The organism is Pseudomonas sp. NPDC077408 (assembly GCF_050269105.1).
GTDB lineage: Bacteria > Pseudomonadota > Gammaproteobacteria > Pseudomonadales > Pseudomonadaceae > Stutzerimonas.
The window spans coordinates 753,363-776,693 of sequence record NZ_JBNNHS010000001.1 but is presented as its reverse complement, the minus strand read 5'-3'; the positions used below and the strand labels follow the sequence as shown (position 1 = coordinate 776,693).

Below are 23,331 nucleotides of genomic sequence, written 5' to 3'. Positions count from 1 at the left end.
ATAAAGCCAAGTGAGAAACGCGTAGCACGCTACGCATGTAGAATAAGTTCGGCTGCGGTAAGCGCGCCATTTCTTTGATCACGCGAAGCAACTTCTATAGGCGAGAGAAGTTTCCCTACTGCTTGAGCGAAAGCATCCTCGTTAAAATCCAGTAGATATTCATACGAACCAAACTGACTAACCTGACGCACTCGCTCCACCTGATCGTCCGCGCCTGTTGCAGCGTTAGGCAAAAATATCGCCGGCAGCCCCAAAGAAACAGCTTCGCAAACAGAATTATAGCCACCAGCTAACACTGCGAAATCAAATGCCGCGAAGTATCTACTGTTAGGATAGTCGACCACTACGCTATCCGCATTCATATTCGGATCAGCGCGAAGCGAGATGGGTGATTGCGCGAGGACAACTTGGATGCCTTGGCTTTTCAAGTATGAAATCACGCGATCTTGCATGTTTGTTATACCGTTTATATTTCCCGCACCAAGCTGGACATATGCACAAGGGCGGTTAACATCCAGCCGGAGCAGCCGCCGGGCAACGTCGCGCTCCAAGAGATCATCTTTATCAAGCAATGAAATTGGCTCTACCATATTGAGCTTGGCGACTGCTGATTGGCTAGCGATTTCAGAAGAAAAAAGCTCACCGGGAGAGATCACAATATTGAACCTCTGCCAGTAATCACTCACATTTCGTTGGTCAACTTCGGTTTTATACAGCCCCCGCTTCACCCAAACATATTTGAGACTTCTGTAATTATGCATTACACGTTGAAGCCCCAGATATGGAATGGTGCCATCGAATACCAAGGTCGCAGGCTTATGAAGACGCAATACATTTTCAATCGTTGAAAAAAAAAGCGTATTCCATTCCAGTGCGCCTGCTTTCACCAAGGCTGCCGGCGTTACGTGATGGCACGCAAACCCCGCCCGATGAACGAGCGTAACGCCAATACTCGTAGTAAGGAATATGATTTCTGCGGAAGGCTCCAGCCTTTGAAGGCGCTTGGCTATGGCCAGAGAGCGGGTTAGATGGCCCAACCCCGCGCCATTGATAGGAAGAAACACATAGGTCTGCTTGCGCGGCCGATAAAATAGCGCCCGCCAAGCTGGCAGGTGTGTCCAAATGTACTTCAATAGTGAAATCACACAAAGCTTCCATCACAAATGTTCGGCATGAAGATAACTGTCAATCTTTCCCATCAGAACGGGCAACGAAGTGCGCCAGGAATCGTCAGCAGCAGGACTGTACTTCCGAAACCTATACAGCCAGTCAGCCCCATAGAAATCGGTTATCCAGAAAGCATCCACTAGATCGCCGGAGGACACTTGACGAGCTATACTGTCGCGAACAAACCCATAATAATCTGGAGCAACATCATCAAGCTCAAAGTATTGAAACACCAGAATACCCTTCTCAAACAATTCAACTAGAACGGAAGAATTGGGGACGATAGCGATGTGTTCAAACTCCGGAATGCAGCTATAGATACTCACTCCCTCCAACCCCTTCAGCGGCTCTATATCAGCTCGTGGATGGGGCTTTATTCCTACCATCGAAACATTTTTGTTGGAAAGCAAAGCTAAAATACATTTTTGGACTTCTGCAAATTTGTAAACCGAGCTCAGGTATAAAACCACCGCAACCTGCTCTTGAGCCCGTGCCTGAAAAACGCGTTGTATATTCGATGACATGGCACGTGGAACTATAAATACATCGCCCCTGACCTTGCCGATCTCCGCGTACTTCTCCAAGCTCTTCTCGTTTCGCAAAATGGAAATATCGAAATCAAGCGGAGGAAAACTCGAAGAAACCTCTGCGTGCTGAAGATAGACAACTGGAACTCGGTAGTACTGCATTACCATGGCCGTCGCTACGGGAAAATCCGTATGATCGTTCGCAACAACCATAAGTCGAGTACGTAGCGGATACCGCTGATAACTGGAAACAACCTGCAAGAAGATCTTTGAGTAGGCAATCAAATACTTAAGCGAAATGGGACCGAGCTTTATTCTAGAAAGATAGCAAACACAAAACAGAAAAAATATAATCGAAAGCAACTTATCTGAAATTAGCTTGCTCTTTTCCGCGGCATCAACGAAAGACAGATTCAAAGCTTGCTCATATCGAGTGCAGGAGACCTGATCATTCATAATTCTCGTAAAAAATTCGAATTCGCGCTCATTATTACTGGATCCGCCGCAGAACATCACGCCACTGTCAGGTATGGAATAGATTTTTACAGAGCGTCGAAGCAGATGCTTGGCCAGTTCACGAATTGACAAGACGTACGCCCTGAAGCTGCCATCGGCGAACGCATACCTCTCAAGTAGTACAGGATTGTTGTATACCGCAGGCACGTCACCATAACGAATTATTTTAAAATTTCGCTCAAGCCCTTTGAAGAACAGTCTCGTCAACCTTATGAGATTCACACCCGCTCCCTATTTTTTTCTACCACTTGCGAAACTAGCGCTTGGCCCACATCTAACGCGACAGCACCTTTTTTTGCTACTTCGGCTATTAAGATTTTCCCTATAAAGCCTGCGGAGAACAGGAACACGACACCCGGCTCAGCACGCGCTGATAGTTCAGCGATATAATCACGATATACATTCGGGAATATGCCTGAAATGGATGCACCGATATCCGAGCGCCGCAGAAGACGATGCGTAGGCACTTCAATATGCTCAAACGTACCGTTGTCAGGACTCCAGCGCTTAACCTGATTGGAATCCAACCCTGAAACCACGTACACCTTTCTGGCTGAACGAAATATCTCGCTTACGAAATTCGCATCAAACAAGAATAGATTACTTTGATCTTCAACGATGAGCTTTGAATCCAGGTATGGCTCAACGCCTCGCATCACGCAAAACAATCTTGCCATGAGAGAATTCGATGGGTACTCATCCCGCTTTGAAAGATTGAAATCCCTTATCAATCTCAACACGCTGGGCACACCCAGCAGGTTCGCATAAGCCAACGAAGCCTTGAACTGAACTTGAAGCTCTCGCCTCAGCGGCTCGCTTAGCTCTTCGCCCCACCAATGCAATTCCTGCCGCGACTCTCCTACTGTATCGATATATTGACCGTCAGCAAAGCCATAGCTTTCGCCGTCACCTAAACGCATGTAGGCAAAAGGTTGCCGGCTCTTTATTTTTTGCAAAATGACGGCCTGCACTTCATCTATTAGTAAGGCTTCAAATCTTGCATTCAGGTAATTATTGCTCACTGCAATCGAATCAAATATCGACTTAAATCGAGAAGAATATATCTTTGCGATATCGTATTGAATGTTGCAAAACGCCGCTTCAAGCTTGAAAAAACCTTTCTCCTCCCCGGACAACCCATAACGCATGAGATTGACTTTTATTTTGGCGGGCTGACTTAGGACAGGCAATAACTGGCTTTCCCAAGCAGTAAAACGATGCAGATCCTTAGCGCTAGCCAAACGACTCAGGAGTTTTAATTTTTGAAATTCAGAAAGGGAAAAGACGTCTATTTTAGCGCGCTCCAAGAGCGCTTCTATTTCCTCAACAGGAGCTTTATCAATAAACAGCGACGCCAGTGTAGCGCCGACCCCTTTCGGGTTCGCCAGCCGCATGCGTAACCCATTGTATTCGTCTAGCAGATCATTAAGGCCCTTAACACGTACGGCTCCATGCGCCAAACTAGTTTTACGGATAACTAACTGGAGTCGAACTTCCGCAGAGGATACAAGAAGAGCCTTGTGAATGATTTGGTCAAACGCGGGGGCACGGGCCTCTTGAATAATGCACAGTGCAGCCCAAAGGGTTTTTTCCGAAACCCTCAAATTTTCTGAAAAATAATTCAATGAGCCTAGAGGATCCGCCGCATTCGCCACAGCATGAGCAATAACCGCATAATCGTCATTTAGGGCGCTTTTACCTAGCTCTGCGGCGACTCCCGGAACATAGCGCTTCAAGCTTTTAACAATAAACTTCCTCAAGCGCAGCTTTGACCAGACTATGATCTTTTTGAGCTTATTTTCAGCGCTAAGCGTCACGCTTGCCAGCTCGCTATTTTATCATTCAGCCTTCTGCGTACTTCGCCAAACACTTGCCGGACGCACTCATCTCGTGGTTCGGAAAAATCGATCCAGGGCGGTGCAATAACGGTGGAGTTCATCGTATAACGGTCATACGCATCCTTGCCTCCTTCGGTTCTTAGATAGTAGTTTTCCGGCGAAAATCCTAGCATCCAAACCTCAACTCCAAGCGCCGCGGCTAATTCAATTGGAACTGAGCTTATTCCAATTAGAACATCCATGTTCTTTAGATAACCAGACATCCCTTCGAAGTCGTTATACAAGTCCACATCCTGTATAAGGTTTATACTATGTTCGTGGCAGAACTCTACCTCCTCATCGTCAATGCAATGTTGAACGGACCACAATTCCAAACCTTGCATCTTCGTTAGGGGTAGAAAGTCTTCCAACTCAAGATACATATATCTGCGCGAACCAGCCCGAAAATGACTTCGCCACAACAAGCCTACCCGAAGCTTTTCCGTTTTAGGCAATGATAAATTTAGTCCGCAGCTAAGGTAAGGACCTATTGGTGGTCTAGAGAGAGTCCCAGCGAAGTAATTAAAATATAAATTTTGACTATATGTTATATAGTCCGACGATTCCATATACTCCCTACAGCCTTCCGTGAGGTAATTAGAAACTTTTTCATCAAATCCAATTATCCTCTTTTCACCTTTTTGGACGCTACGTGTTGATACACCCTTCCTATATCTAGGCACAGGTATAAATTTGATACTTGGAAATGATTTAGTAAAGATACGATATAGTCGCGGATCACAAGAAATCGTAACATCCATGAACATGCTAGCGACCCGTCCATAAAACTGAGAGGCTCTAATTTCATCACCTACCCCGGAGTCACCTATAATGAATATGCTTTTTTCTTTAGCTCTGCTTAGAAGCAACAACTCGCAATTTAAAAATCGCTCTTGATAGAATCGCTTTAGGCTCAACCAATTGGGTGAATGCCTGATCGTATATTGCCCCTTAAGATAATCCCCGCTCATAAGTAACGATGATGTTAATTCACTGCCTAAATAGCGGATCCCTGGTCGTCCAGCGCTTTTTATTCCATAACCTATACGGTTTCTAACCGTAAGCATGGATCGCATATTATTTCCGGTTCGAGGCAAGGCTAGCCTTAACCCAGCGGCAGCCATATCATCAGCCGGGTCTTCCTCTAATACTCTTAAAAAGCAATCGCGTGCCGAGTGAAAGTCATTTGCTTCGAAGTACTTGTAGCCTTTCGCTACTTTTATAGGAAGAACAGAGCTTGGTAGATGATCTTGGCTTGCCATCTGTAGTACAGAGTCAACCAAGTTCAAAAACAATAGCGTGCGAAGTATTGAGCTTTTCTTATGAAGATTGACCTTTTCATATTCATGCTTCTGCTTAGACAAGCAATTTTCGTAAACATCAGCCAGATCTAAACATAATTCTTTTTGTACATGCAAAAGCGACAATAGTGACAAATCACTTAAATATCTTTCAGGTATTTTTGAAAGTATGGTCTTCGCTTGAAACCATTCAGGCCAGCAAATTATGAATGACTTTAATACTGGTAAAGAACCAAACCCCTCCTCCTCATAACTTTTTTCTAAATAGTCGTTAACTATTTCGTCGTGGCCATAAGACCGTAGCGCAGACATAAATTTAACAAGTATTGGAAAAGACCTAACGGCCTTATCGGAGAGGTCAAAATAATCTAGCGGATCAACTGTAGCCTCCACCTCACACTCTAATTTAAAAATCAGCCAATTCAAATTCAGTTTATATTCTTTTCTATCAGAAAAGCCGCTTTCTAGGATACTGGCCAACTCTTTAATCAATCTAATTTTTTTATTATGGTCAAAGCCCGATATAGATAAGACACTCGCAAAATTCAGTAGCAAAGAAGGGTCGGTCGTGCCTTTGCTCATCACCTGATCGACCAATTGATCTAATATGTTATCAGCCTCCAAACCATAATTACTGGAAAGGAAACAACGGGCAATATTTAGCTTTTCTTTTGCACCTAGCTTTTCTTTATCTAAGCTTTTAGCCACCAAAGCCGCGCTTGCATAGTTCCTCAACTTATATAATGAAAGAAACCCCCCATATAACTCTTCGCTCTCTATCTTCTCAACCATACACCGACGAGAATTTAACCCAGTTAATTCTTGGCTTTTTTTTATTGGCGCGTTCGGCTTGCCTGCAATTCGGGAAGCTAGACGCAATAGGAATTTGCTTCTTCTAATCCCCCCCACGATTTTTCGCTTTATTATATTTCTCAACATATTCGACCCCAATAAAATTATTTATAATCTAGCAAACGCCGAATACTATACTTATTCCAACCAAGCTTACACGCCAACTGGTCAAAATATGGCCGCACTACTGATCTATAACTTTTATCGATAAATCGAAAAACATGTAAATAGTCTTTGAAACCGTTTTCAACTTGTTTTTTAACATATTGGATTAGCTTTGCAGGGGCTTCTTCATCTACATTAACCCCATCATTCTTTAACGCATTAAAAGCCCCGTAATTCAAACCTTCAGTGTTAGCCACACCAAAAGATCGCGAATCCTCGATTAGCAAACAACTAGGCTTTCTTCTTCGAAGAAAAGATATATGCCCGTGCAACCTGTAGCCTATATGCAAGTCTATCTTATCGTAAAACTCTAGATTACTGACTTCTCCAGAAAGGTCCTTTTCTATAAATCCAACCGACTTTGCATACTCCGAAACTTGCTTAGAATATTTATTTATTTTGCTATGGTGCACCACATAGAGACTAGCAGCGGGAAATTCTTTCTTTATAAGATCCAACATAGCAAATGATTGCTGCATATACTTCGGCTTATGCTGTACGGTAAAGACCAGAGATTTTATAGTGGTGGGCGGCACAAACTTTGAACCTATTACATCATCGTCATACAGTGCCAAGTCGCCGCAGTAAAATGCCGGAACACCATTGCGATTTAACATTTTGACTATTAGCTCATCGCGGCAGGGCAAGGGGCCACTCCGCTCCACAATAGACTCGAAAATACTCAAGGTCGTATCTGAGTAATTGTATTGATCGTAGGTGTCCTTTTTAGGAACTAAATGCTGAAAGGAACAGCCTACCGGGAAAAATGTATCTGGGAGATTTTGGATATTTTCATATAGTCGGAACAAGGTAGGATAAGTAGCATCGTTCACTGAAAACCCTGGTGCCAGTATCGTTCTCAGACTTATATTATCAAAACGCTCCAGCGGCTCTTCACGAAAAACCATTACCGGGTCGTAGTCTTTAACTCTATAGCGAATCAACTTAATGGCTGAAGCTGATATTAATTTATCCCCTACATTTCTAGACCCCTGCTCAGGGTAAGTTGTAAGCAGAACGTCCAGACCCGTCTTACTTTTCTTTTTTGAAAACATAATTTCTTCTATTAAAAACTTTTACGCGCGCTTCACTCAATCACATTCCATGCGAGTGGCGCCCCAGGGCTTAAATTACTGACGGCCTTCTTGCCTAAAACTTCTTCAAAGAACTTAGGCGCGAGCCCAAATCCAGGCCTCACACTTCTAACGTTATCCCTAGTGATCAATTCACCACGCTTGATTTCCTTGCAAACATATAATGACCGTCGGAACTGAGCGTTACCCTTTTCACTTTCAGTGCGTTCTGTCTTTATTTTTCCCAATGCCGACCACGCCGTTCTTGCCTGCGCGCAAAGCGCCTTGAGATCATCTGGTTCCAGAGAAAAACTGTCGTCGGGCCCGCCTCCATTGCGATTAAGGGTGAAGTGCTTTTCGATAATCGAGGCACCCAACGCGACGCTTGTAATCGCGGTCGTATTGTCCAGGGTATGGTCTGATAGGCCGGTGACCAGCCCATAGCGCTCAATCATCGCGGGGATGGTTCTCAGGTTGTACTCGTGCGCTGGAGCCGGGTAACCGCTCACGCAATGAAGAACAGCAAGCTCAACACAGCCCCCTTCGCGTGCCGCATCGATTGCCTCCTGGATTTCCTGGGCATCAGCCATTCCGGTGGAAATGATCATCGGCTTGCCCGTGCCTGCCACATATTTGATAAGCGGCAGATCGATCGCTTCGAACGAAGCAATCTTGTAGGCGGGCGTGTTGAGGTCTTCCAGCAGATCTACGGCAGTGTTGTCGAAGGGGGAGCTGAAAATGGTGATGTCGTGGTTGCGAGCATGTTCGAACAGAGGCTTGTGCCACTCCCATGGCATATGGGCTTCCTGATAGAGCTGGTACAGGGTCTTCCCGTCCCAGAGCCCCCCGTGAATCTGGAAGTCCTCGGAATCGCAGTCAAGGGTGATCGTATCGGCAGTATAGGTTTGCAGCTTTACCGCATCGGCACCGGCCTTCTTGGCTTCTTCGATGATCTTCAGCGCGGTCTCGAGCTTGCCATTGTGATTTGCAGACAGCTCAGCTATGACATACGGGGGAGCATCCAAACCGATTCGGCGGCCGTCGATGCTGATACTTGGATTATTTGCCATACAAAGTTCCTTTAGTTGTTCGGTTGCCATTCGCTGGCAAGCAGCCCAAAGCACACCACGTCGTGGTAGTTCTGCCCGTCGTAATGCTGATGGCGCAGATTGCCTTCCTTACTAAAGCCCAAGCTTTGATGAAAGCGAATCGAGCGCTCATTGAAAGCCAACGCCTGGCCGCAGATCTTGTGCAACTTCGCGTCAGTGAATGCGTATTCCAGTGCAGCTTGGCCCAGCAACCGGCCGGTGCCCTTAGGCGCATCCGGAGCCACATAGAATCCCCAGTTTGCTATGCCACCGGAGGCGATTACTTGAAAGTTGATGAACCCCGTAGGCGTCGCATCGCGCTCGAATATCAGCAGATGTCGTTCGGGGTCCGTGGATGCGCGCTCAAACCATCGCACGTGTTCATACATGGGTATTTCGTGCTGCGTATACATGTAACGACGCACTTCAGGATCGTTACGCCATGCCAATACGTTCTCGAGGTCGGCGTGGTTCATCTTGCGAATACGCGACGATTCAGTTGGTTGCACGAGTGCTCTCCATTATTTCTGAAATAGCCTCAACCCCTCGCCCATCGACGACGCTCAAGGCAGCTTTGCTCATCGAAGTAAGCGCGTCAGCGTTTGCAATCAGCCTGTTTAGTAGCTCAGGCAATCGCGCACGTATAGCCTGTGGCTCCGCGATGACCTCTGCAGCCTTGGCTTGAGCGAGACCCAACGCCACGCCACGTTGATTGTCTGCCAGCACCAGCATGACGGTAGGCAATCCGAGGCAGCAGCGCTCCCAAGCGGTTGAACCTGCGGCGCCGATGGCCAGGTCACTGTCAGCCATCAGTCGGGCCATATCGGTAACACCGACCAGAACCTTGGTCGCCCAGGGCAACTGCTGCGACTTTCGTTCAACTTCGGCCAGCCAAGGCGCGGTCGGGCCCAGAATTACCGTGATGTTGCAATCAGCCGGGAGACGACAGTCTCGCAGAGACTCCAGCACATCGCCCGTGGCGTTGTCTTTGTCTACGCCACCCAATGTGATCAGCAATTGTCGTACAGCGGGTTCAACGCGACGCCCCAGGCTGTAATCGCGCAGAGCAGCAAATTCTGGGCGCAGAAGTGCATATTGCGAGCCGCAGAGCTTTTGGCAATTGGCGGGTACCAATGCTTCATACTCATCGCCAATGCGTCCTAGTGTTTGGTCGAGTAAAACATCACAGTCATGGGGGCGATCAGCGAGGTCATCTATCACTAACAACTTCGCGTAGTGCGGCTTGAGCGCCACCTCCCAGCGAGCATTCAGGGCATAGTGATCGACGACCAGCCAATCGGGGCATAGCTCGATAAGAATTTGCTCGCAAGCCTTTGCGTCTTCTTCCTGGCTGGTTCCAAGCCATTGAGCGTGAGGTGGCAAGCTCTTCCGGGCGCCGAGCGCAGGCGCTTTCACATATATGGATTCAGCTCGGGCAGGCAGGACATGGGTGATATATCCCTTGCTGCGTATAAGTTCGATCAGGTTGCCCTGATGCTCACGGCAGATGAACTGACAGTCGCTCCCCTGCGCCGTAAGCGCGTCGGCTAGCGTCAGGCAGCGCATTACATGGCCTGTACCGATCTGCAGAGAAGCATCGGCGCGAAAGACGACTTTCAAGGCGTCAACCTTCCTGTGCTCGCATGGCTTTGAACAGCCATTCGGCACGTACCCAGTCTTCTTCCGTGTCAATGTCCTGTACCCGGTGGCGTGGCAACGCTACCGGGAGTGCATCCGGGCAAAAAATCGGCTTGCCCTGCAGCCAAGCTTCCGCCCTGCCCCAGTAGAACTGTCCGGCATCGTGAAAGGCTTCTTCCAGATCCTGTGAGCGGGTGTTGAAATGCTCAGGGCTGAACATTTCAACACGGCCATCCCCATTGATACGAATGGCGCGCTGGATCGGAAAAGGGTAGCTGGTGACCGAAAATGCATAATCACAGCTATTGGACTGCAGAGTCGCCAAGCCACGACCTAGATCCTCGGCCGTGACGAACGGCGCAGTAGCATATAGACAGCATGCCTGCCGGACGCTGTATCCCTGTTGATTGCACCAATCGATCGCATGCCGAATCACCGGGATGGTGCCGGTGTGATCGTCAGATAGTTCGGCCGGACGCACGAACGGTACTTCGGCGCCATGCTGGCGCGCAACCCTGGCAATCTCGTCATCATCAGTGGAGACGATGACCCGATCGAAACAGCGGCTTTGCAGCGCCGCCTCGATGGACCATGCAATCATCGGCTTGCCGCAGAACGGCTTGATGTTCTTGCGCGGAATGCGCTTGCTACCGCCGCGAGCTGGGATGATCGCCAGTTTCATACCGCGAGCGCCTTACCTATTGCTGCGATGACTTCATCCTGCTGGGCTTCAGTCATGGTTTGAAACATCGGCAAACTAATGGCTTCGGCGTAGTAACGCTGAGCCTCGGGAAAATCGCCCGCGGCAAAGCCCATGCGCTGATAGTAAGGCTGCGTATGCACAGGGATATAGTGCAGATTGACACCAATGCCAAGTTCACGCAGGGCATCGAATACCTGACGGTGGCTTTTGGCGATCTTGTCCAGTTGCAGGCGGACCACATACAGATGCAGGCCGGAGTAGCTGTCTGGATGCTGCCACGGTCTGGTGATGGGCAAGTCGCTCAACAAGTCGTCATAGCGTTGCGCCAGCTGGTGACGTCGCGCCACGTACTTGTCGAGACGCTCCATCTGAGTAACGCCCAGCGCCGCTTGCATCTCGGTCATCCGGTAGTTGAACCCTAGATCGATTTGCTGGTAGTACCAGGGACCGTCAGCTTCGTGCGTCATCTGAGCCGGGTCACGCGTGATGCCATGGCTGCGCAACAGGGACATCTTGTCGGCCAGTTCGGTACTGTTAGTCAGCACCATGCCACCTTCGGCGGTAGTGATGATCTTCACCGGGTGAAAGCTGAATACCGTGATGTCACTGAATCGACCATTACCGATGAACTCACCTTTGTACTTGCCTCCGATCGCGTGAGAGGCGTCCTCGATGACCTTGAAGCCATAACGCTGGGCCAGCTCATGGATCGCTTGCATATCGCAGGGCTGGCCACATAGATGTACTGCCACCACAACTTTGGGCAGCTTGTCCTCACGCTCTGCCCGCTCGAGCTTGCGCGCGAGAGATTGTGGGCAGAGGTTGTAGGTACGCGGATCGATATCGACGAAATCCACCTTCGCGCCGCAATAGAGCCCACAGTTCGCTGATGCAACAAAGGTGATTGGCGTCGTCCACAGCCAGTCACCGTTCCCTAGACCCAAAGCCAGACAGGCGATGTGCAACGCGGAAGTAGCGCTGTTCACCGCCAGGGCATGTCGGGCTCCGACATGCTGTGCCACATGCTGTTCGAAGCGTGGCACGACAGGTCCCTGTGTCAGAAAGTCGGATTCCAGTACAGCCACAACCGCGTCGATATCAGCTTGGGTGATGTCCTGACGTCCGTAGGGAATCATGGCTTAGATGCTCCCGATCTTTTCGCGGTTGGTGTCGATCCAAGCTTGCAGCACGTCGTCGCTCATCCATTCGGTATTGTTGTCGCTGGCATAGACGAAGCCTTCCGGCACTTTCTTGCCGTCCTTGATGCGCTTAGAGCAAGTAGCCCAGTTATTAATGGTCGGCAGAATCTTGAAATGCTCCGGATATTCGTATGTGTAGTAGGCATCTTCCGCACTGATCATCTGCTCGTGAAGTTTCTCTCCAGGGCGGATGCCAATGACTTCCTGCTTTGCTTCGGGCGCTACCACTCGGGCCAGGTCAGTAACTTTCATGGAAGGAATTTTCTTCACATAGATTTCGCCGCCCTCCATGTCATCGAAGGCGTGCCAAACGAGTTCAACGCCCTCTTCCAGCGAAATCATGAAGCGCGTCATGCGCTCGTCGGTAATAGGCAGCACGCCCTTGTCCTTGATGGACATGAAGAACGGGATAACTGAACCACGCGAGCCCATCACGTTGCCATAGCGGACCACAGCGAAACGGGTGTCATGCCCACCGGCGTAGGAGTTGCTGGCAACGAACAGCTTGTCGGAGGCCAGCTTCGTAGCGCCGTAAAGGTTGATGGGGCTGCTCGCCTTATCAGTAGATAACGCAACGACTCGCTTGACGCCTTTATCGATGCAGGCATCGATAAGGTTCATTGCGCCATCGACATTGGTCTTGATGCATTCGAAGGGATTATATTCGGCGGTTGGAACGATCTTGGTTGCCGCGGCGTGCACCACGTAGTCGACGCCGTCAAGGGCGCGGTACAGCCGATCCTTGTCGCGGACATCACCGATAAAGAAACGAACGCGGGGATCACCGTCGAACTTCTTGGCCATGTCCCACTGCTTCATTTCGTCGCGAGAAAAAATAATAATTTTTTTTGGGTTGTATTTTGCCAAGGTCATTGGCACAAAAGTATTACCAAACGAGCCAGTACCACCCGTTACCAATATAGTTTGACCAGTCAACATAGTAAATTTCTCCGATTAAGCTTTGACGATATGATCAGCACGCATGAGGTATTTACCGCGAGCATCAACAATCAATTGGGCATTTTGTTTAATTAGTGAAAAATCAAATTTATCGTGATCGGTAGCAAGCAAAACGCAATCGAATTTGGATATCACCGACGCATTCAACTCGACACTTTTCAGATCGAAATGGTGTTCTCGCATCTTGGGAAACACAGGGACGTGCGGGTCGCAGTACTGCACATCGGCACCCAGATCGCGAAGCTTTTCCATCATAAAAACGGAGGGCGACTCGCGCATATCATCGACATTTTTCTTATAGGCAATTCCAAGCACTAGAATCCGGCTTCCGTTTACCGATTTCTTTCGCTGGTTGAGCGCTGCGGCCAGCTTACCAATGACGTAGTCAGGCATCGCGGAATTGACTTCGCCCGCAAGCTCAATAAAGCGCGTGTGCAATCCATATTCACGAGCCTTCCAGGTGAGGTAAAAGGGGTCAATCGGAATGCAGTGGCCGCCCAGGCCAGGGCCTGGGTAGTAGGGTACGAAGCCGAATGGCTTGGTAGCCGCCGCACGAATGACCTCGTGAATATCGATGCCCATCTTGTCGGCAACGATTTTCATCTCGTTGACCAAGCCAATGTTGACTGCACGGTGGATATTTTCCAGCAGTTTTGTCATTTCAGCAGCGCGGGTGCTGGAAACCGGCACAACGCGGTCGATGACTTGGCCATAGAGTGCCACGCCAACTTCCTGGCACGCCTGCGTGTGGCCGCCACATACCTTGGGAATAGTGCGCGTCGTGAAGTTCGGGTTACCTGGATCTTCACGCTCCGGCGAATAGACGAGGAACACGTCCTCCCCGACTTCGAAACCGCGAGACTCGATACGAGGCAACAGCTCCTCATCGGTTGTGCCTGGGTAAGTAGTACTCTCAAGCGACATTACCTGCCCCGGACGAAGGTGAGGGATCAGTGAATCCGTCGTATCGAGTACAAAGCTAAGATCTGGTTCGCGGTATTTGTTCAGCGGGGTCGGCACGCACAGTATCAAAGCGTCAATTTGCTCGGCACGCGCAAAATCAGTTGTTGCCTCAAAGCCCCGATCAACAGCTAGCTGAATAGCGCTTTCAGTGATGTGTTCTATATAGCTCTTGCCTTGCAGAAGTAGGTCGACTTTCGCTTGATCGATATCCAGACCGATAACTTTGTAGCCGACTTCGGCATAGCGTAGAACCAGCGGCAGCCCAACATAACCAAGGCCTACCACACCGATAATGGCGGTCCTGTCATTCAGCCGCTGCAAAAGTTGTTGTTTCATGATCCACCTTTAAATCAACGCGAGCCGTTGCCCGTTAGAAAATTAGCGAAGCTGGAGAGCGCCTCGGGTATCCAGCAGCCGCTGATTCGCAAGTAAGCGCAACGGATGCGCGATCAGATCTTTATGATCTACCAGCAGTACGAGAACATCGGCAAAAAGAGCCTCCGTCATGTCGACTAGCTGGACATCAGCTTGGCGAAGGTTTGGCGGAACAGCATCGATATGAGGCTCCACAGCCACCACTTGCCCCGGAAACTCTTGGGCTATCGCAGCAGTGATGGCCAGCGCCGGACTTTCACGCAAGTCATCAATATTCGCCTTGAAGGCCAGGCCCAAGCAGGCAATACGTATCGAGCTGCGGGTTTTGCCTGTGGAAGCGATCAGATCATCGATGTGGCTTCTTACCTTGGCGAGTACCCACGCGGGCTTGCTGTCGTTTACCTCGCGGGCCGTACGGATCAGGCGGGATTGCTCCGGCGCCTGACTGACGATGAACCACGGATCGACCGCGATGCAGTGCCCGCCGACCCCAGGGCCGGGCTGCAAGATGTTGACGCGAGGATGCCGATTGGCAAGACGGATCAGTTCCCAGACGTCCACATCAAGCTTGTCGCAGACCATCGACAGCTCGTTGGCGAAGGCGATGTTTACGTCGCGAAAGCTGTTCTCGGTCAGCTTGCACATCTCGGCAGTGCGCGCATTGGTGATCACGCACTCGCCTTCGACGAATATCTTGTAAAGGCTCGTCGCCACTTCCGAACAGCGCGGCGTCATCCCGCCAATCACCCGGTCGTTATGCACCAGCTCGCTCAGTACGTGCCCAGGCAACACCCGCTCGGGGCAATGAGCAATCCGAATATCCGAGGTTTCGCCAGCCGTTTGAGGAAACGTCAGATCGGGGCGCGCTTCAGCGAGCCAGGCCGCCATCCGCTCAGTGGCCCCTACCGGAGACGTAGACTCAAGAACCACCAGATCCCCAGCTTTCAATACAGGAGCGATCGCCTTGCTGGCCGATTCGATGTAGGAAAGGTCAGGCTCGTGATTGGCGTTAAAAGGCGTAGGCACAGCAATTAGGAATGCATCTGCGGGTTCTGCCACCGTAGTGGCGCGCAGATACCCTTCGGTCACGGCTGCGTGCACGAGCATGTCGAGGTCAGGCTCGACGATATGCACCTCTCCGCGGTTTATCGTCTCAACAGCGTGGGTGTTGACGTCGATGCCAATCACCTTGCGCTTGCGGGACGCAAATACAGCTGCCGTGGGCAGGCCGATGTAACCAAGCCCGACCACAGCAATGGTGCCAAAAGTCATTTATGGTCTCTTAATCACGGAATTGAGTGTGTCGATGATCCGCAAGCACGCCTTGCCATTCCCATACGGGTTATGAGCGTAGGCCATGGATTGATATGTGCGCTCATCAGTCAGCAGGGTACGTAACCCGCTAGTTATGGCTGCCACATCCGTACCCACGAGCTTTACGGTACCGGCTGCGACCGCTTCGGGTCGTTCAGTGGTGTCACGCATGACCAGAACAGGCTTGCCCAGCGAGGGGGCTTCTTCTTGTATGCCACCTGAGTCGGTAAGAATCAGATAGGCGCGGTTCATCAGGTAGACGAAAGGCAGGTAATCCAGCGGCTCGATCAAATGGATATTGTCGATGCCTGCAAGCAGACGGTTTACGGGCTCGCTCACGTTCGGATTCAGGTGGACCGGGTAGACAATCTCGATATCCGGAAAAGCCGTCGCCGTTTCGGCTAGCGCTTGGCAGATTCGCTCAAACCCACCACCAAAGCTTTCGCGTCGATGCCCGGTGACCAGAACCAAGCGGCTACCCGGGCGAAGAAAAACGAATTGCCGGTCGAGGCTCTGCTGCAATGTCGCGTCCTTCTGCAGCTTCGTCACCACCTGCAACAGCGCATCGATGACGGTATTACCCGTCACCTCGATGCCATTCGTAATGCCCTCGCGCAGCAGATTCTGGCGGGAGGTTTCGGTGGGTGCAAAATGCAGCGTGGCGAGCGCGCCTGTCAGCTTGCGGTTGCCCTCTTCCGGCCAGGGCGAATACATATTGCCAGTTCGCAGCCCAGCCTCGACATGAGCAACGGGTATCTGGTGATAGTAGGCGGCAAGAGTGCTGGCAAAAGTCGTGGCGGTATCTCCATGGACCAGCACCACGTCGGGCTTGAAGTCGGAAAATACCTGCTTCATGCCCTTAAGAATTGCGCTAGTGACATCTGACAGGTCCTGGCCGGGCTTCATGATGTTCAGATCGAAATCAGGGATCAGATCGAACAGGTCGAGTACCTGATCAAGCATCTGTCTATGCTGCCCGGTAACACAGACCTTTGCGTCAAAACGCGGGTCGGCATTTAGAGCGAGGGCCAGAGGGGCCATCTTGATCGCTTCCGGCCGTGTCCCGAAGACGCATAGGGTTTTGACTGTCATACCATATCCATAGCTTGAGCCGGCGCGAGGGCCTTATTGCGGAATTTCTAGCTGCAACGGTTGTTGCTTGTCCCGATATATCACGGAGAGCCTTGCGGCCAGTGCTTGCTTTGCTTTTGATTCGCCGTGCACGATGCGTATGTGAGATGGCCATCGGCGCATGCTGGTTACAAATTTCACCAAGCCTTCCTGGTCAGCATGCGCCGAATAGCCCCCAATGCTCGCGACGCCTGCTTTGATATCGAGCCGCTCGCCGTCGAGATCAACATAACCACCGTCCGAGCTATAGGTTTGAATGGCCCGACCAGGCGTTCCCGCAGCCTGGTAACCGACGAACAGCACGTTGTGCCTTGAATCTTCCAGCATCGCCTTCAGATAGTTAACAATCCTTCCACTTGAGCACATACCATTGCCGGCAATCACAATGGCCGGACGAGCGGTACGCGCAAGATGCTGGACCATGCGCATATGGGCGCTGTGGCTATCGACAGTTATTAGTTGCTCGAAGCCCAGTGGACGGCGGCCGGATTGTACACGCTTGAGCGCCTCCTGATTCCAGAAGGGCTGGAGTTCTCGATAAGCTGCAGTAAAGCGGCTGGCCAATGGCGAGTCTAGGATGATGGGGAGCTCGGGCCAGTTCACTGTATTTGTCGCGTCACCAGGGCTATTCGCGAGCAAGCTCGCTCCTACAGCTGGAAGCCGCTTGGTCTTGCTGTGAATGATCGCTTCCAGCTCGTAGAGCAATTCCTGGGTGCGGCCGATGCTGAAGGCTGGGATTAGAACCGTGCCTTGGTCCTTCAACGCTTTTTCTATTACAGCTTCGAGGCGCTGCCGGCGAGTGCGGCGATCTTCGTGCTGGCGATCACCGTACGTACTTTCGATGACAAGAATGTCCGCACCGTATGGAGACTTGGGTGCTGGTAATAACGGAGCGTGTGGCGCACCGAGGTCACCGGAGAACACAACCCGCTTCTTTTCGCCAGCCTTTGGATAAGCGAGGTCGAACTCGACATAGGCCGAGCCGAGGATATGCCCTGCTCGCTGCAAGCGAATACGGCAAACGAGATCTTCCGCGTCGCGCAAGGTGAACCAGGTGTTGTAAGGCAGCGCGATGATGCGTTGCTCAACTAGCGCTATATAGCGCTCGACCTGCTTCTGGTCGCGGCTGACGCCAAGTTTGAAAGCATCTTCAAGGACGATGGGCAGGAGTTTTGCTGAGGGTTCGCTGCAAAGGATCGGACCGTCGAAACCAGCGGCAAGCAAGTAAGGTATGCGGCCGACGTGGTCAATGTGCACATGCGTTGCGATTAGTGCCCGGACGCTATCCAGCGGGAATTCGATATCAAGGCTGCCCTGCCCCGATTTTCCATCTTTGGAAATATCGGCCCCTTGGAATAGGCCGCAGTCGATCAAGTAGCTGTGGGCGGTATCGGCATGCAACTCATGGCATGAGCCGGTCACGCCGTTAACGGCGCCGTGATGACTGATCTGTGGATACGACATCGGTTAGTTCCCTTAACCTGGCGATGTGAGCGGCTTCGCAAAAGCGGCGCATTTTGCCATGCGCTTAACCTCACACCAAGTGCGGGCTTGAAAAACGCCACTTTGCTAGGGAACTTTTCGACTAGAGACTTCGGCAGCGCTTTGGGTAGTGCAATACGTCATCAACTGTAAGCATCGAACAGGTGCTTACTCGTCCTCATTCACCCGATCCCGCAACTCCTTGCCTGGCTTGAAATGCGGCACGAACTTGCCGTCGAGGGGGACGGATTGGCCAGTCTTGGGATTTCGGCCAACGCGCGGGGCGCGGTAATGGAGGGAAAAACTGCCGAAGCCGCGGATTTCGATGCGGTCGCCGGTGGCCAGTGCCTGGGCCATCTGTTCGAGCATTGTTTTGATGGCCAGCTCAACATCCTTGGACGAAAGAAGGCCTTGTTGGGTGACGATACGTTCGATCAACTCCGACTTGGTCATGGTTTTCCCTTCGTTTTCAAGCGGCTAGATCAATTAGGTTGCGCTCGTTTGTAGCATGTTGTTCAGAGTTTGAACAGCCTGAACGTTTAGGTCAGGTTTTTTGTGGGAGTGGTCGATGCGGCTGGGGTTTGGTGCGGAGGAAGCCCGACTTAGAGGGCGAGGCTGTGACGCTTGGCAGGCCTGGGCCTTGCGTTCGCCGCGAGGCGCGCCTCCCACGAAAGCGGCGCGGTTGCCTTGGGGTTTGGTGGGAGGCCCGACCTCGGAAGTTTTAGAAGCTGGCAGGTCTGCGACCTGCATTCGCCGCGGGGCGCGCCTCCCACTAGAAGCGGCGCGGCTGCTCCGGGGTTTGGTGGGAGGCCCGACCTCGGGGCGAAGTTTTTGAAGCTGGCAGCCCTGCGACCTGCATTCGCCACGGGACGCGCCTCCCACGAGAGCAGAAGCCGTGTAGCGGTTGGGATTTGTGGGAGGCTCGACCTCGAGGCGAAGCTTTTGGCGTTAGGCTGCTGAGTTAAACAGGAGGAACTTCATGAGCAAGGATGCTCGTTTTTCGTCAAACCGATTACGTGCGGGGCGTTGGTCTGGCGAGGGGCAGATTTATTTGGTTACCACGGTAACTAAACTACGCCAGCCGGTTTTCCACGATCTCTTTGCCGCCCGTGAGTTGATACGTGTAATGCGAGCCGATGAGGCACGGGACTCACATAGGATGTTGGCGTTTGTGGTGATGCCGGATCACCTTCATTGGCTGTTGGAGTTACGAAACGGATCTTTGTCGCAACTTGTAGGGCGAGTGAAGTCGATCTGCGCGAAGCGGATCGGTCGCAGGGTTTGGCAGGATGGGTTTCATGACCGTGCGTTGCGCAAGGAGGAGGATCTCCGGGCAATGGCTCGGTATGTGGTGGCTAATCCGCTACGGGCAGGGCTGGTGGAACGGATCGGCGATTATCCGCACTGGGATGCGGTTTGGTTGTGACTTTGTTGTTCGCACCTTCGGCGCGCTTCGCCGCGGGGCGCGCCTCCCACAAAAAGCAGGGCGGTGCGGGATTTGGCTTTGTGGGAGGCCCGACTCGGGGCGAAGTCGTTGCTTTGTGAGCTGGCGCGGGGTTCGCTTTCGCAGCGGGGCGGGCCTCCCACGAAAAGCAGGGCGGTGCGGGATTTGGCTTTGTGGGAGGCCCGACTGGGGGGCGAAGCTGTTGCTTTGTGAGCTGGCGCGGGGTTCGCTTTCGCCGCGGGGCGCGCCTCCCACGAAAAGCAGGGCGGTGCGGGATTTGGCTTTGTGGGAGGCCCGACTCGGGGCGAAGCTGTTGATTTGAGAGCGGGCGCGGGGTTCGCTTTCGCCGTGGGGCGCGCCTCCTACAAAAAGCAGGGCGGAACAACACCGAAACGAAAAAGGGTGGGCTATCAAGCCCACCCTTTCAATTCACCCTAGGACGATCAATCCTCGCGATAGCGACGCAGCTTGAGCTGCTTGCCGCCGACGCGGGTGTCCTTGAGTTTGCCGAGCAGGCGCTCGAGGCCTTCTTCCGGCAGCTCGACCAGGCTGAAGCTGTCGCGCACCTGGATGCGGCCGATATCTTCACGGGCCAGGCCGCCTTCGTTGAGGATGGCGCCGAGCAGGTTACGAGCGGCGATGCCGTCGCGGGCGCCGAGCGCAGTGCGGCAGCGGGCGCGGCCTTCGGCCAACGGGATCGGTGCACGACGCTCGCGGTCGCCGCTACGCTCAGGACGATCGGAGCGCTCGCGCGGGCTGCTGGTCGGAACCAACGGTTGCTCTTTTTCGACTTCTGCCAGGGTCAGCGCCTGACCGTTAGTGGCTTTACGCAACAAGGCGGCGGCCAGTGCACGCAGGCTGCAGCCGGTGTCGGCAACTAGCTTATCGAGCAATTCGCCATGACTGGCTTCGGCGTCGGCCACGAGCGGAGCCAGGCTGTTGGTCAGCTTCTTGATGCGCGCCTCAAGTACTTGCTGGCCGTTCGGCAGGCGGGCTTCGGCAACCTTCTGGTTGGTGACGCGCTCGATGACTTGCAGCATGCGACGCTCACGCGGCGTGACCAGCAGCAGCGCGCGGCCTTCACGACCAGCACGGCCTGTACGGCCGATGCGGTGAACGTAGGACTCAGGATCGTAGGGCATGTCGACGTTGAACACGTGGGTGATACGCGACACATCGAGGCCGCGAGCGGCCACGTCGGTGGCGACAACGATATCCAGGCGACCGTCTTTGAGCGACTCGATGACGCGCTCACGCTGGTTCTGGGCGATGTCGCCGTTCAGTGCGGCAGCTTTGTAGCCCTTGGCTTCCAGCGCGGCGGCGAGATCGAGGGTGGCCTGCTTGGTCCGCACGAAAGCGATCAGTGCATCGAAGTCTTCGACTTCCAGGAGGCGCAGGACGGCTGCGATCTTCTGGTCGGCATGAACCATCAGGTGTGCCTGCTCGATGGCGGTCACTGTCTGGGTCTTGGTAGCGACCTTGATGTGCTGCGGCTCGCGCAAGTGCTTCTCGGCGATGGCGCGAATCGAGTGCGGCAGGGTCGCGGAGAACAGCACGGTCTGACGGCTTTCCGGCATGGCTTCGAAGATGACTTCGAGGTCGTCCATGAAGCCCAGCTTGAGCATTTCGTCAGCTTCGTCGAGTACAAGGTACTGGATGGTGCCCAGCAGCGCGCTGTTGCGGCTCAAGTGGTCGACCAGACGGCCAGGTGTAGCGACGATGACCTGCGCGCCCTGGCGAATGGCCTTGAGCTGCGGACCCATCGGAGCACCGCCGTAGACGGCGACCACGGTCAGGCCAGGCATCTGCTTGGCATAGGTTTCGAACGCGGTGGCAACCTGCAGTGCCAGTTCGCGGGTTGGCGCGAGAATCAGCGCCTGCACTTCTTTACGAGCGGGATCGATTTTCGACAGGATGGGCAGCGCGAAGGCTGCGGTCTTGCCGGTGCCGGTCTGGGCCTGACCGATCATGTCGTGGCCGCCGAGAATTACCGGGATAGCCTGGCTCTGGATGGCCGAAGGCTCTTCGTAGCCCACTGCGGTAACAGCGGCGAGTACGGAGGGATGAATACCGAGTGCAGCAAAGCTGCCGATTTCCTGGGTCATGGGTCTTTTCCTGATGCTCCGCAAAGACCCATGTTCCGAAGCTGCGCATGCCATGCAAAACCCGAAGGTCACCCTGGCAGCCTGGTCGGCGGGGTTTGCGAAAACGTAATGAATGATGAATCGTCAAGGACAGCCGCGAGAAGCGGACAGCAGCCGAAGCAGCGCTTCGTGTGTTGCAGTACCTAACGCAAGCTGAGTTTCAGCCGGCGCGTACTATACCGGAATTCTGTGAATCTGTGCGTGTAATTTGTCTTGCGAGTTAGGTTCGTAAGAGGCCGGCGAAGAGCTGCCATATGGAAGCCCGACCCTCTGCTTGGATTGGCTGGCCTGGCTCGGCTTGGCTTTTTGTGGGAGGCCCGACCCGGGGCGAAGCTTTTGGTTGTTGAGCTGGCAGGCAGCTCCCTTTCGCCGCGGGGCGCGCCTCCTACAGGTTCTGGGTGCAGCGTTGGCTTTTGTGGGAGGCCCGACCTGGGGCGAAGCTTTTGGTTGTTGAGCCGGCAGGTAGTGCCCATTCGCCGCGGGGCGCGCCTCCCACAGGTTCGCGGTGCAGCGTTGGCTTTTTTGGGAGGCCCGAGCCGGGGCGAAGCTTTTGGCTGTTGGGGCGCCCGGAAATCGCCTGAGCTCAGCTCGCCGGTCGTAGCGCATTGATCAGCGAGTCCAGCGTGTAGCCCATTCGCGGAGCCAGCGCTGAGGCGCGCTCGCGCAGGCTCGCCTCGTCGAGTAGCTGATCCAGATCCGCAGGCACGAACAAGACGACGTTGCCCTCCTTTACCGGGCACTCCCAATAGTGACGGTGAAACAGGCCACGAAGCAGCGCCGCACCCAGCGGCTTGTCCTCGTCGGTGCCCCACTGGTTGATGATCAGCCAACCATCCGGATTCAGCTTCTGCTGGCAGCGCTCAAGAAAACGCCACGCCAGATGCGCGGCGGCCGGGCCCACGTCTGTGTAAAGGTCGACGAAGATCAGATCAGCGGTCTCGGCCGAATCGAGCAGTTCCACCGCATCGCCAATGCGGATGTACAGCCGCGAATCGTTCTGCAGGCCCATATAACGCATCGCCAGTTCAGGCACGTCCGGACGCAGCTCGATGGCCTCGACGTCCTCCAGCGGCAGGAATTCAAGGCATGCCTGGGTCAGGGTCCCGGCGCCTAGCCCGAGGAACAGGGCTGTTTCCGGCGCCGCGTGCAGCAGACCGCCCATCAACATGGCACGCGTGTAGTCATACTCAAGCCAACTCGGGTCGCGGGTGAACGTACAGCTTTGCTCGACCGCAGCGCCAAACTCGAGAAACCGATAATCCCCCACTTCCAGCACACGGATCAGACCGAACGCGTCATGCACCTCGGCCAGCAACACTTCCTGCTTGTCCACTGCGCTTCTCCCAAACCTGACAGTGCATCTTAACAGCCCGATTGGTAAGGGCTATAAGCGCCGAACCGGCACATCAGGT

The 23,331-nt window shown here is 52.9% G+C and carries 19 protein-coding genes; 1 reads left to right on the top strand and 18 read right to left on the bottom strand.

Annotated features, from left to right (window positions below):
- Window positions 1-29 precede the first annotated feature (29 nt).
- The 16 genes from ACQKEK_RS03915 to ihfB all read right to left on the bottom strand — a co-directional run bounded on the left by ACQKEK_RS03915 (window position 30) and on the right by ihfB (window position 18,784).
- On the bottom strand, window positions 30-1,145 hold the full coding sequence (locus ACQKEK_RS03915) for a glycosyltransferase family protein (RefSeq protein WP_499141113.1): 1,116 nt from the start codon (window positions 1,143-1,145) through the stop codon (window positions 30-32).
- A gap of 12 nt (window positions 1,146-1,157) precedes the next feature.
- Window positions 1,158-2,432 (bottom strand): hypothetical protein, encoded by a 1,275-nt coding sequence (locus tag ACQKEK_RS03910; RefSeq protein WP_499141111.1) that lies wholly within the window; start codon window positions 2,430-2,432, stop codon window positions 1,158-1,160.
- Window positions 2,429-4,027 (bottom strand): hypothetical protein, encoded by a 1,599-nt coding sequence (locus ACQKEK_RS03905; RefSeq protein WP_499141110.1) that lies wholly within the window; start codon window positions 4,025-4,027, stop codon window positions 2,429-2,431. The genes ACQKEK_RS03910 and ACQKEK_RS03905 overlap by 4 nt, the downstream gene beginning before the upstream one ends.
- Window positions 4,024-6,327, bottom strand: a complete 2,304-nt coding sequence (locus ACQKEK_RS03900; protein ID WP_499141109.1) for a hypothetical protein — start codon at window positions 6,325-6,327, stop codon at window positions 4,024-4,026. Before ACQKEK_RS03900 ends, ACQKEK_RS03905 begins: the two co-directional genes overlap by 4 nt.
- A 17-nt stretch (window positions 6,328-6,344) precedes the next feature.
- Window positions 6,345-7,460, bottom strand: a complete 1,116-nt coding sequence (locus ACQKEK_RS03895; protein ID WP_499141108.1) for a polysaccharide pyruvyl transferase family protein — start codon at window positions 7,458-7,460, stop codon at window positions 6,345-6,347.
- A 32-nt stretch (window positions 7,461-7,492) separates the two neighbouring features.
- Entirely contained in the window at window positions 7,493-8,548 is a 1,056-nt protein-coding gene (gene pseI / locus ACQKEK_RS03890; RefSeq protein WP_499141106.1) for a pseudaminic acid synthase, read from the bottom strand.
- Between the two features lie 11 nt (window positions 8,549-8,559).
- The gene (gene pseH / locus ACQKEK_RS03885) at window positions 8,560-9,075 is read right to left on the bottom strand and encodes a UDP-4-amino-4,6-dideoxy-N-acetyl-beta-L-altrosamine N-acetyltransferase (RefSeq protein ID WP_499141105.1); all 516 of its coding nucleotides are present in this window, start codon (window positions 9,073-9,075) and stop codon (window positions 8,560-8,562) included.
- Window positions 9,062-10,186 (bottom strand): UDP-2,4-diacetamido-2,4,6-trideoxy-beta-L-altropyranose hydrolase, encoded by a 1,125-nt coding sequence (gene pseG / locus ACQKEK_RS03880; protein WP_499141103.1) that lies wholly within the window; start codon window positions 10,184-10,186, stop codon window positions 9,062-9,064. Before pseG ends, pseH begins: the two co-directional genes overlap by 14 nt.
- Before the next feature lie 4 nt (window positions 10,187-10,190).
- Entirely contained in the window at window positions 10,191-10,886 is a 696-nt protein-coding gene (gene pseF, locus ACQKEK_RS03875) for a pseudaminic acid cytidylyltransferase (RefSeq protein ID WP_499141102.1), read from the bottom strand.
- Complete coding sequence (gene pseC, locus ACQKEK_RS03870; RefSeq protein WP_499141101.1) at window positions 10,883-12,043, bottom strand: UDP-4-amino-4,6-dideoxy-N-acetyl-beta-L-altrosamine transaminase; 1,161 nt, start codon at window positions 12,041-12,043, stop codon at window positions 10,883-10,885. The genes pseF and pseC overlap by 4 nt, the downstream gene beginning before the upstream one ends.
- A gap of 3 nt (window positions 12,044-12,046) precedes the next feature.
- Entirely contained in the window at window positions 12,047-13,045 is a 999-nt protein-coding gene (gene pseB, locus ACQKEK_RS03865) for a UDP-N-acetylglucosamine 4,6-dehydratase (inverting) (RefSeq protein WP_499141100.1), read from the bottom strand.
- Between the two features lie 15 nt (window positions 13,046-13,060).
- The gene (locus tag ACQKEK_RS03860) at window positions 13,061-14,365 is read right to left on the bottom strand and encodes a nucleotide sugar dehydrogenase (RefSeq protein ID WP_499141099.1); all 1,305 of its coding nucleotides are present in this window, start codon (window positions 14,363-14,365) and stop codon (window positions 13,061-13,063) included.
- Between the two features lie 42 nt (window positions 14,366-14,407).
- Complete coding sequence (gene wecC / locus ACQKEK_RS03855) at window positions 14,408-15,676, bottom strand: UDP-N-acetyl-D-mannosamine dehydrogenase (RefSeq protein ID WP_499141098.1); 1,269 nt, start codon at window positions 15,674-15,676, stop codon at window positions 14,408-14,410.
- A complete protein-coding gene (wecB, locus tag ACQKEK_RS03850; RefSeq protein ID WP_499141097.1) occupies window positions 15,677-16,810 on the bottom strand; it encodes a non-hydrolyzing UDP-N-acetylglucosamine 2-epimerase in 1,134 nt (377 codons plus the stop codon). It abuts the gene before it with no gap.
- Window positions 16,811-16,843: 33 nt separating this feature from the next.
- The gene (locus ACQKEK_RS03845; RefSeq protein ID WP_499141096.1) at window positions 16,844-18,313 is read right to left on the bottom strand and encodes an MBL fold metallo-hydrolase RNA specificity domain-containing protein; all 1,470 of its coding nucleotides are present in this window, start codon (window positions 18,311-18,313) and stop codon (window positions 16,844-16,846) included.
- Between the two features lie 186 nt (window positions 18,314-18,499).
- A complete protein-coding gene (gene ihfB / locus ACQKEK_RS03840) occupies window positions 18,500-18,784 on the bottom strand; it encodes an integration host factor subunit beta (RefSeq protein WP_019340642.1) in 285 nt (94 codons plus the stop codon).
- Between the two features lie 526 nt (window positions 18,785-19,310).
- Between ihfB and ACQKEK_RS03835 the strand changes: the two genes are divergently transcribed.
- The gene (locus ACQKEK_RS03835) at window positions 19,311-19,757 is read left to right on the top strand and encodes an REP-associated tyrosine transposase (protein ID WP_499141095.1); all 447 of its coding nucleotides are present in this window, start codon (window positions 19,311-19,313) and stop codon (window positions 19,755-19,757) included.
- Window positions 19,758-20,218: 461 nt separating this feature from the next.
- Here the strand turns inward: ACQKEK_RS03835 and ACQKEK_RS03830 are convergent, their stop codons facing one another.
- Complete coding sequence (locus ACQKEK_RS03830) at window positions 20,219-21,880, bottom strand: DEAD/DEAH box helicase (RefSeq protein ID WP_128119312.1); 1,662 nt, start codon at window positions 21,878-21,880, stop codon at window positions 20,219-20,221.
- A 622-nt stretch (window positions 21,881-22,502) separates the two neighbouring features.
- Window positions 22,503-23,252 carry a spermidine synthase gene (locus ACQKEK_RS03825; protein ID WP_499141094.1) on the bottom strand — a complete coding sequence of 250 codons (750 nt, stop codon included), beginning with the start codon at window positions 23,250-23,252 and terminating at the stop codon, window positions 22,503-22,505.
- Window positions 23,253-23,331: the final 79 nt, after the last annotated feature.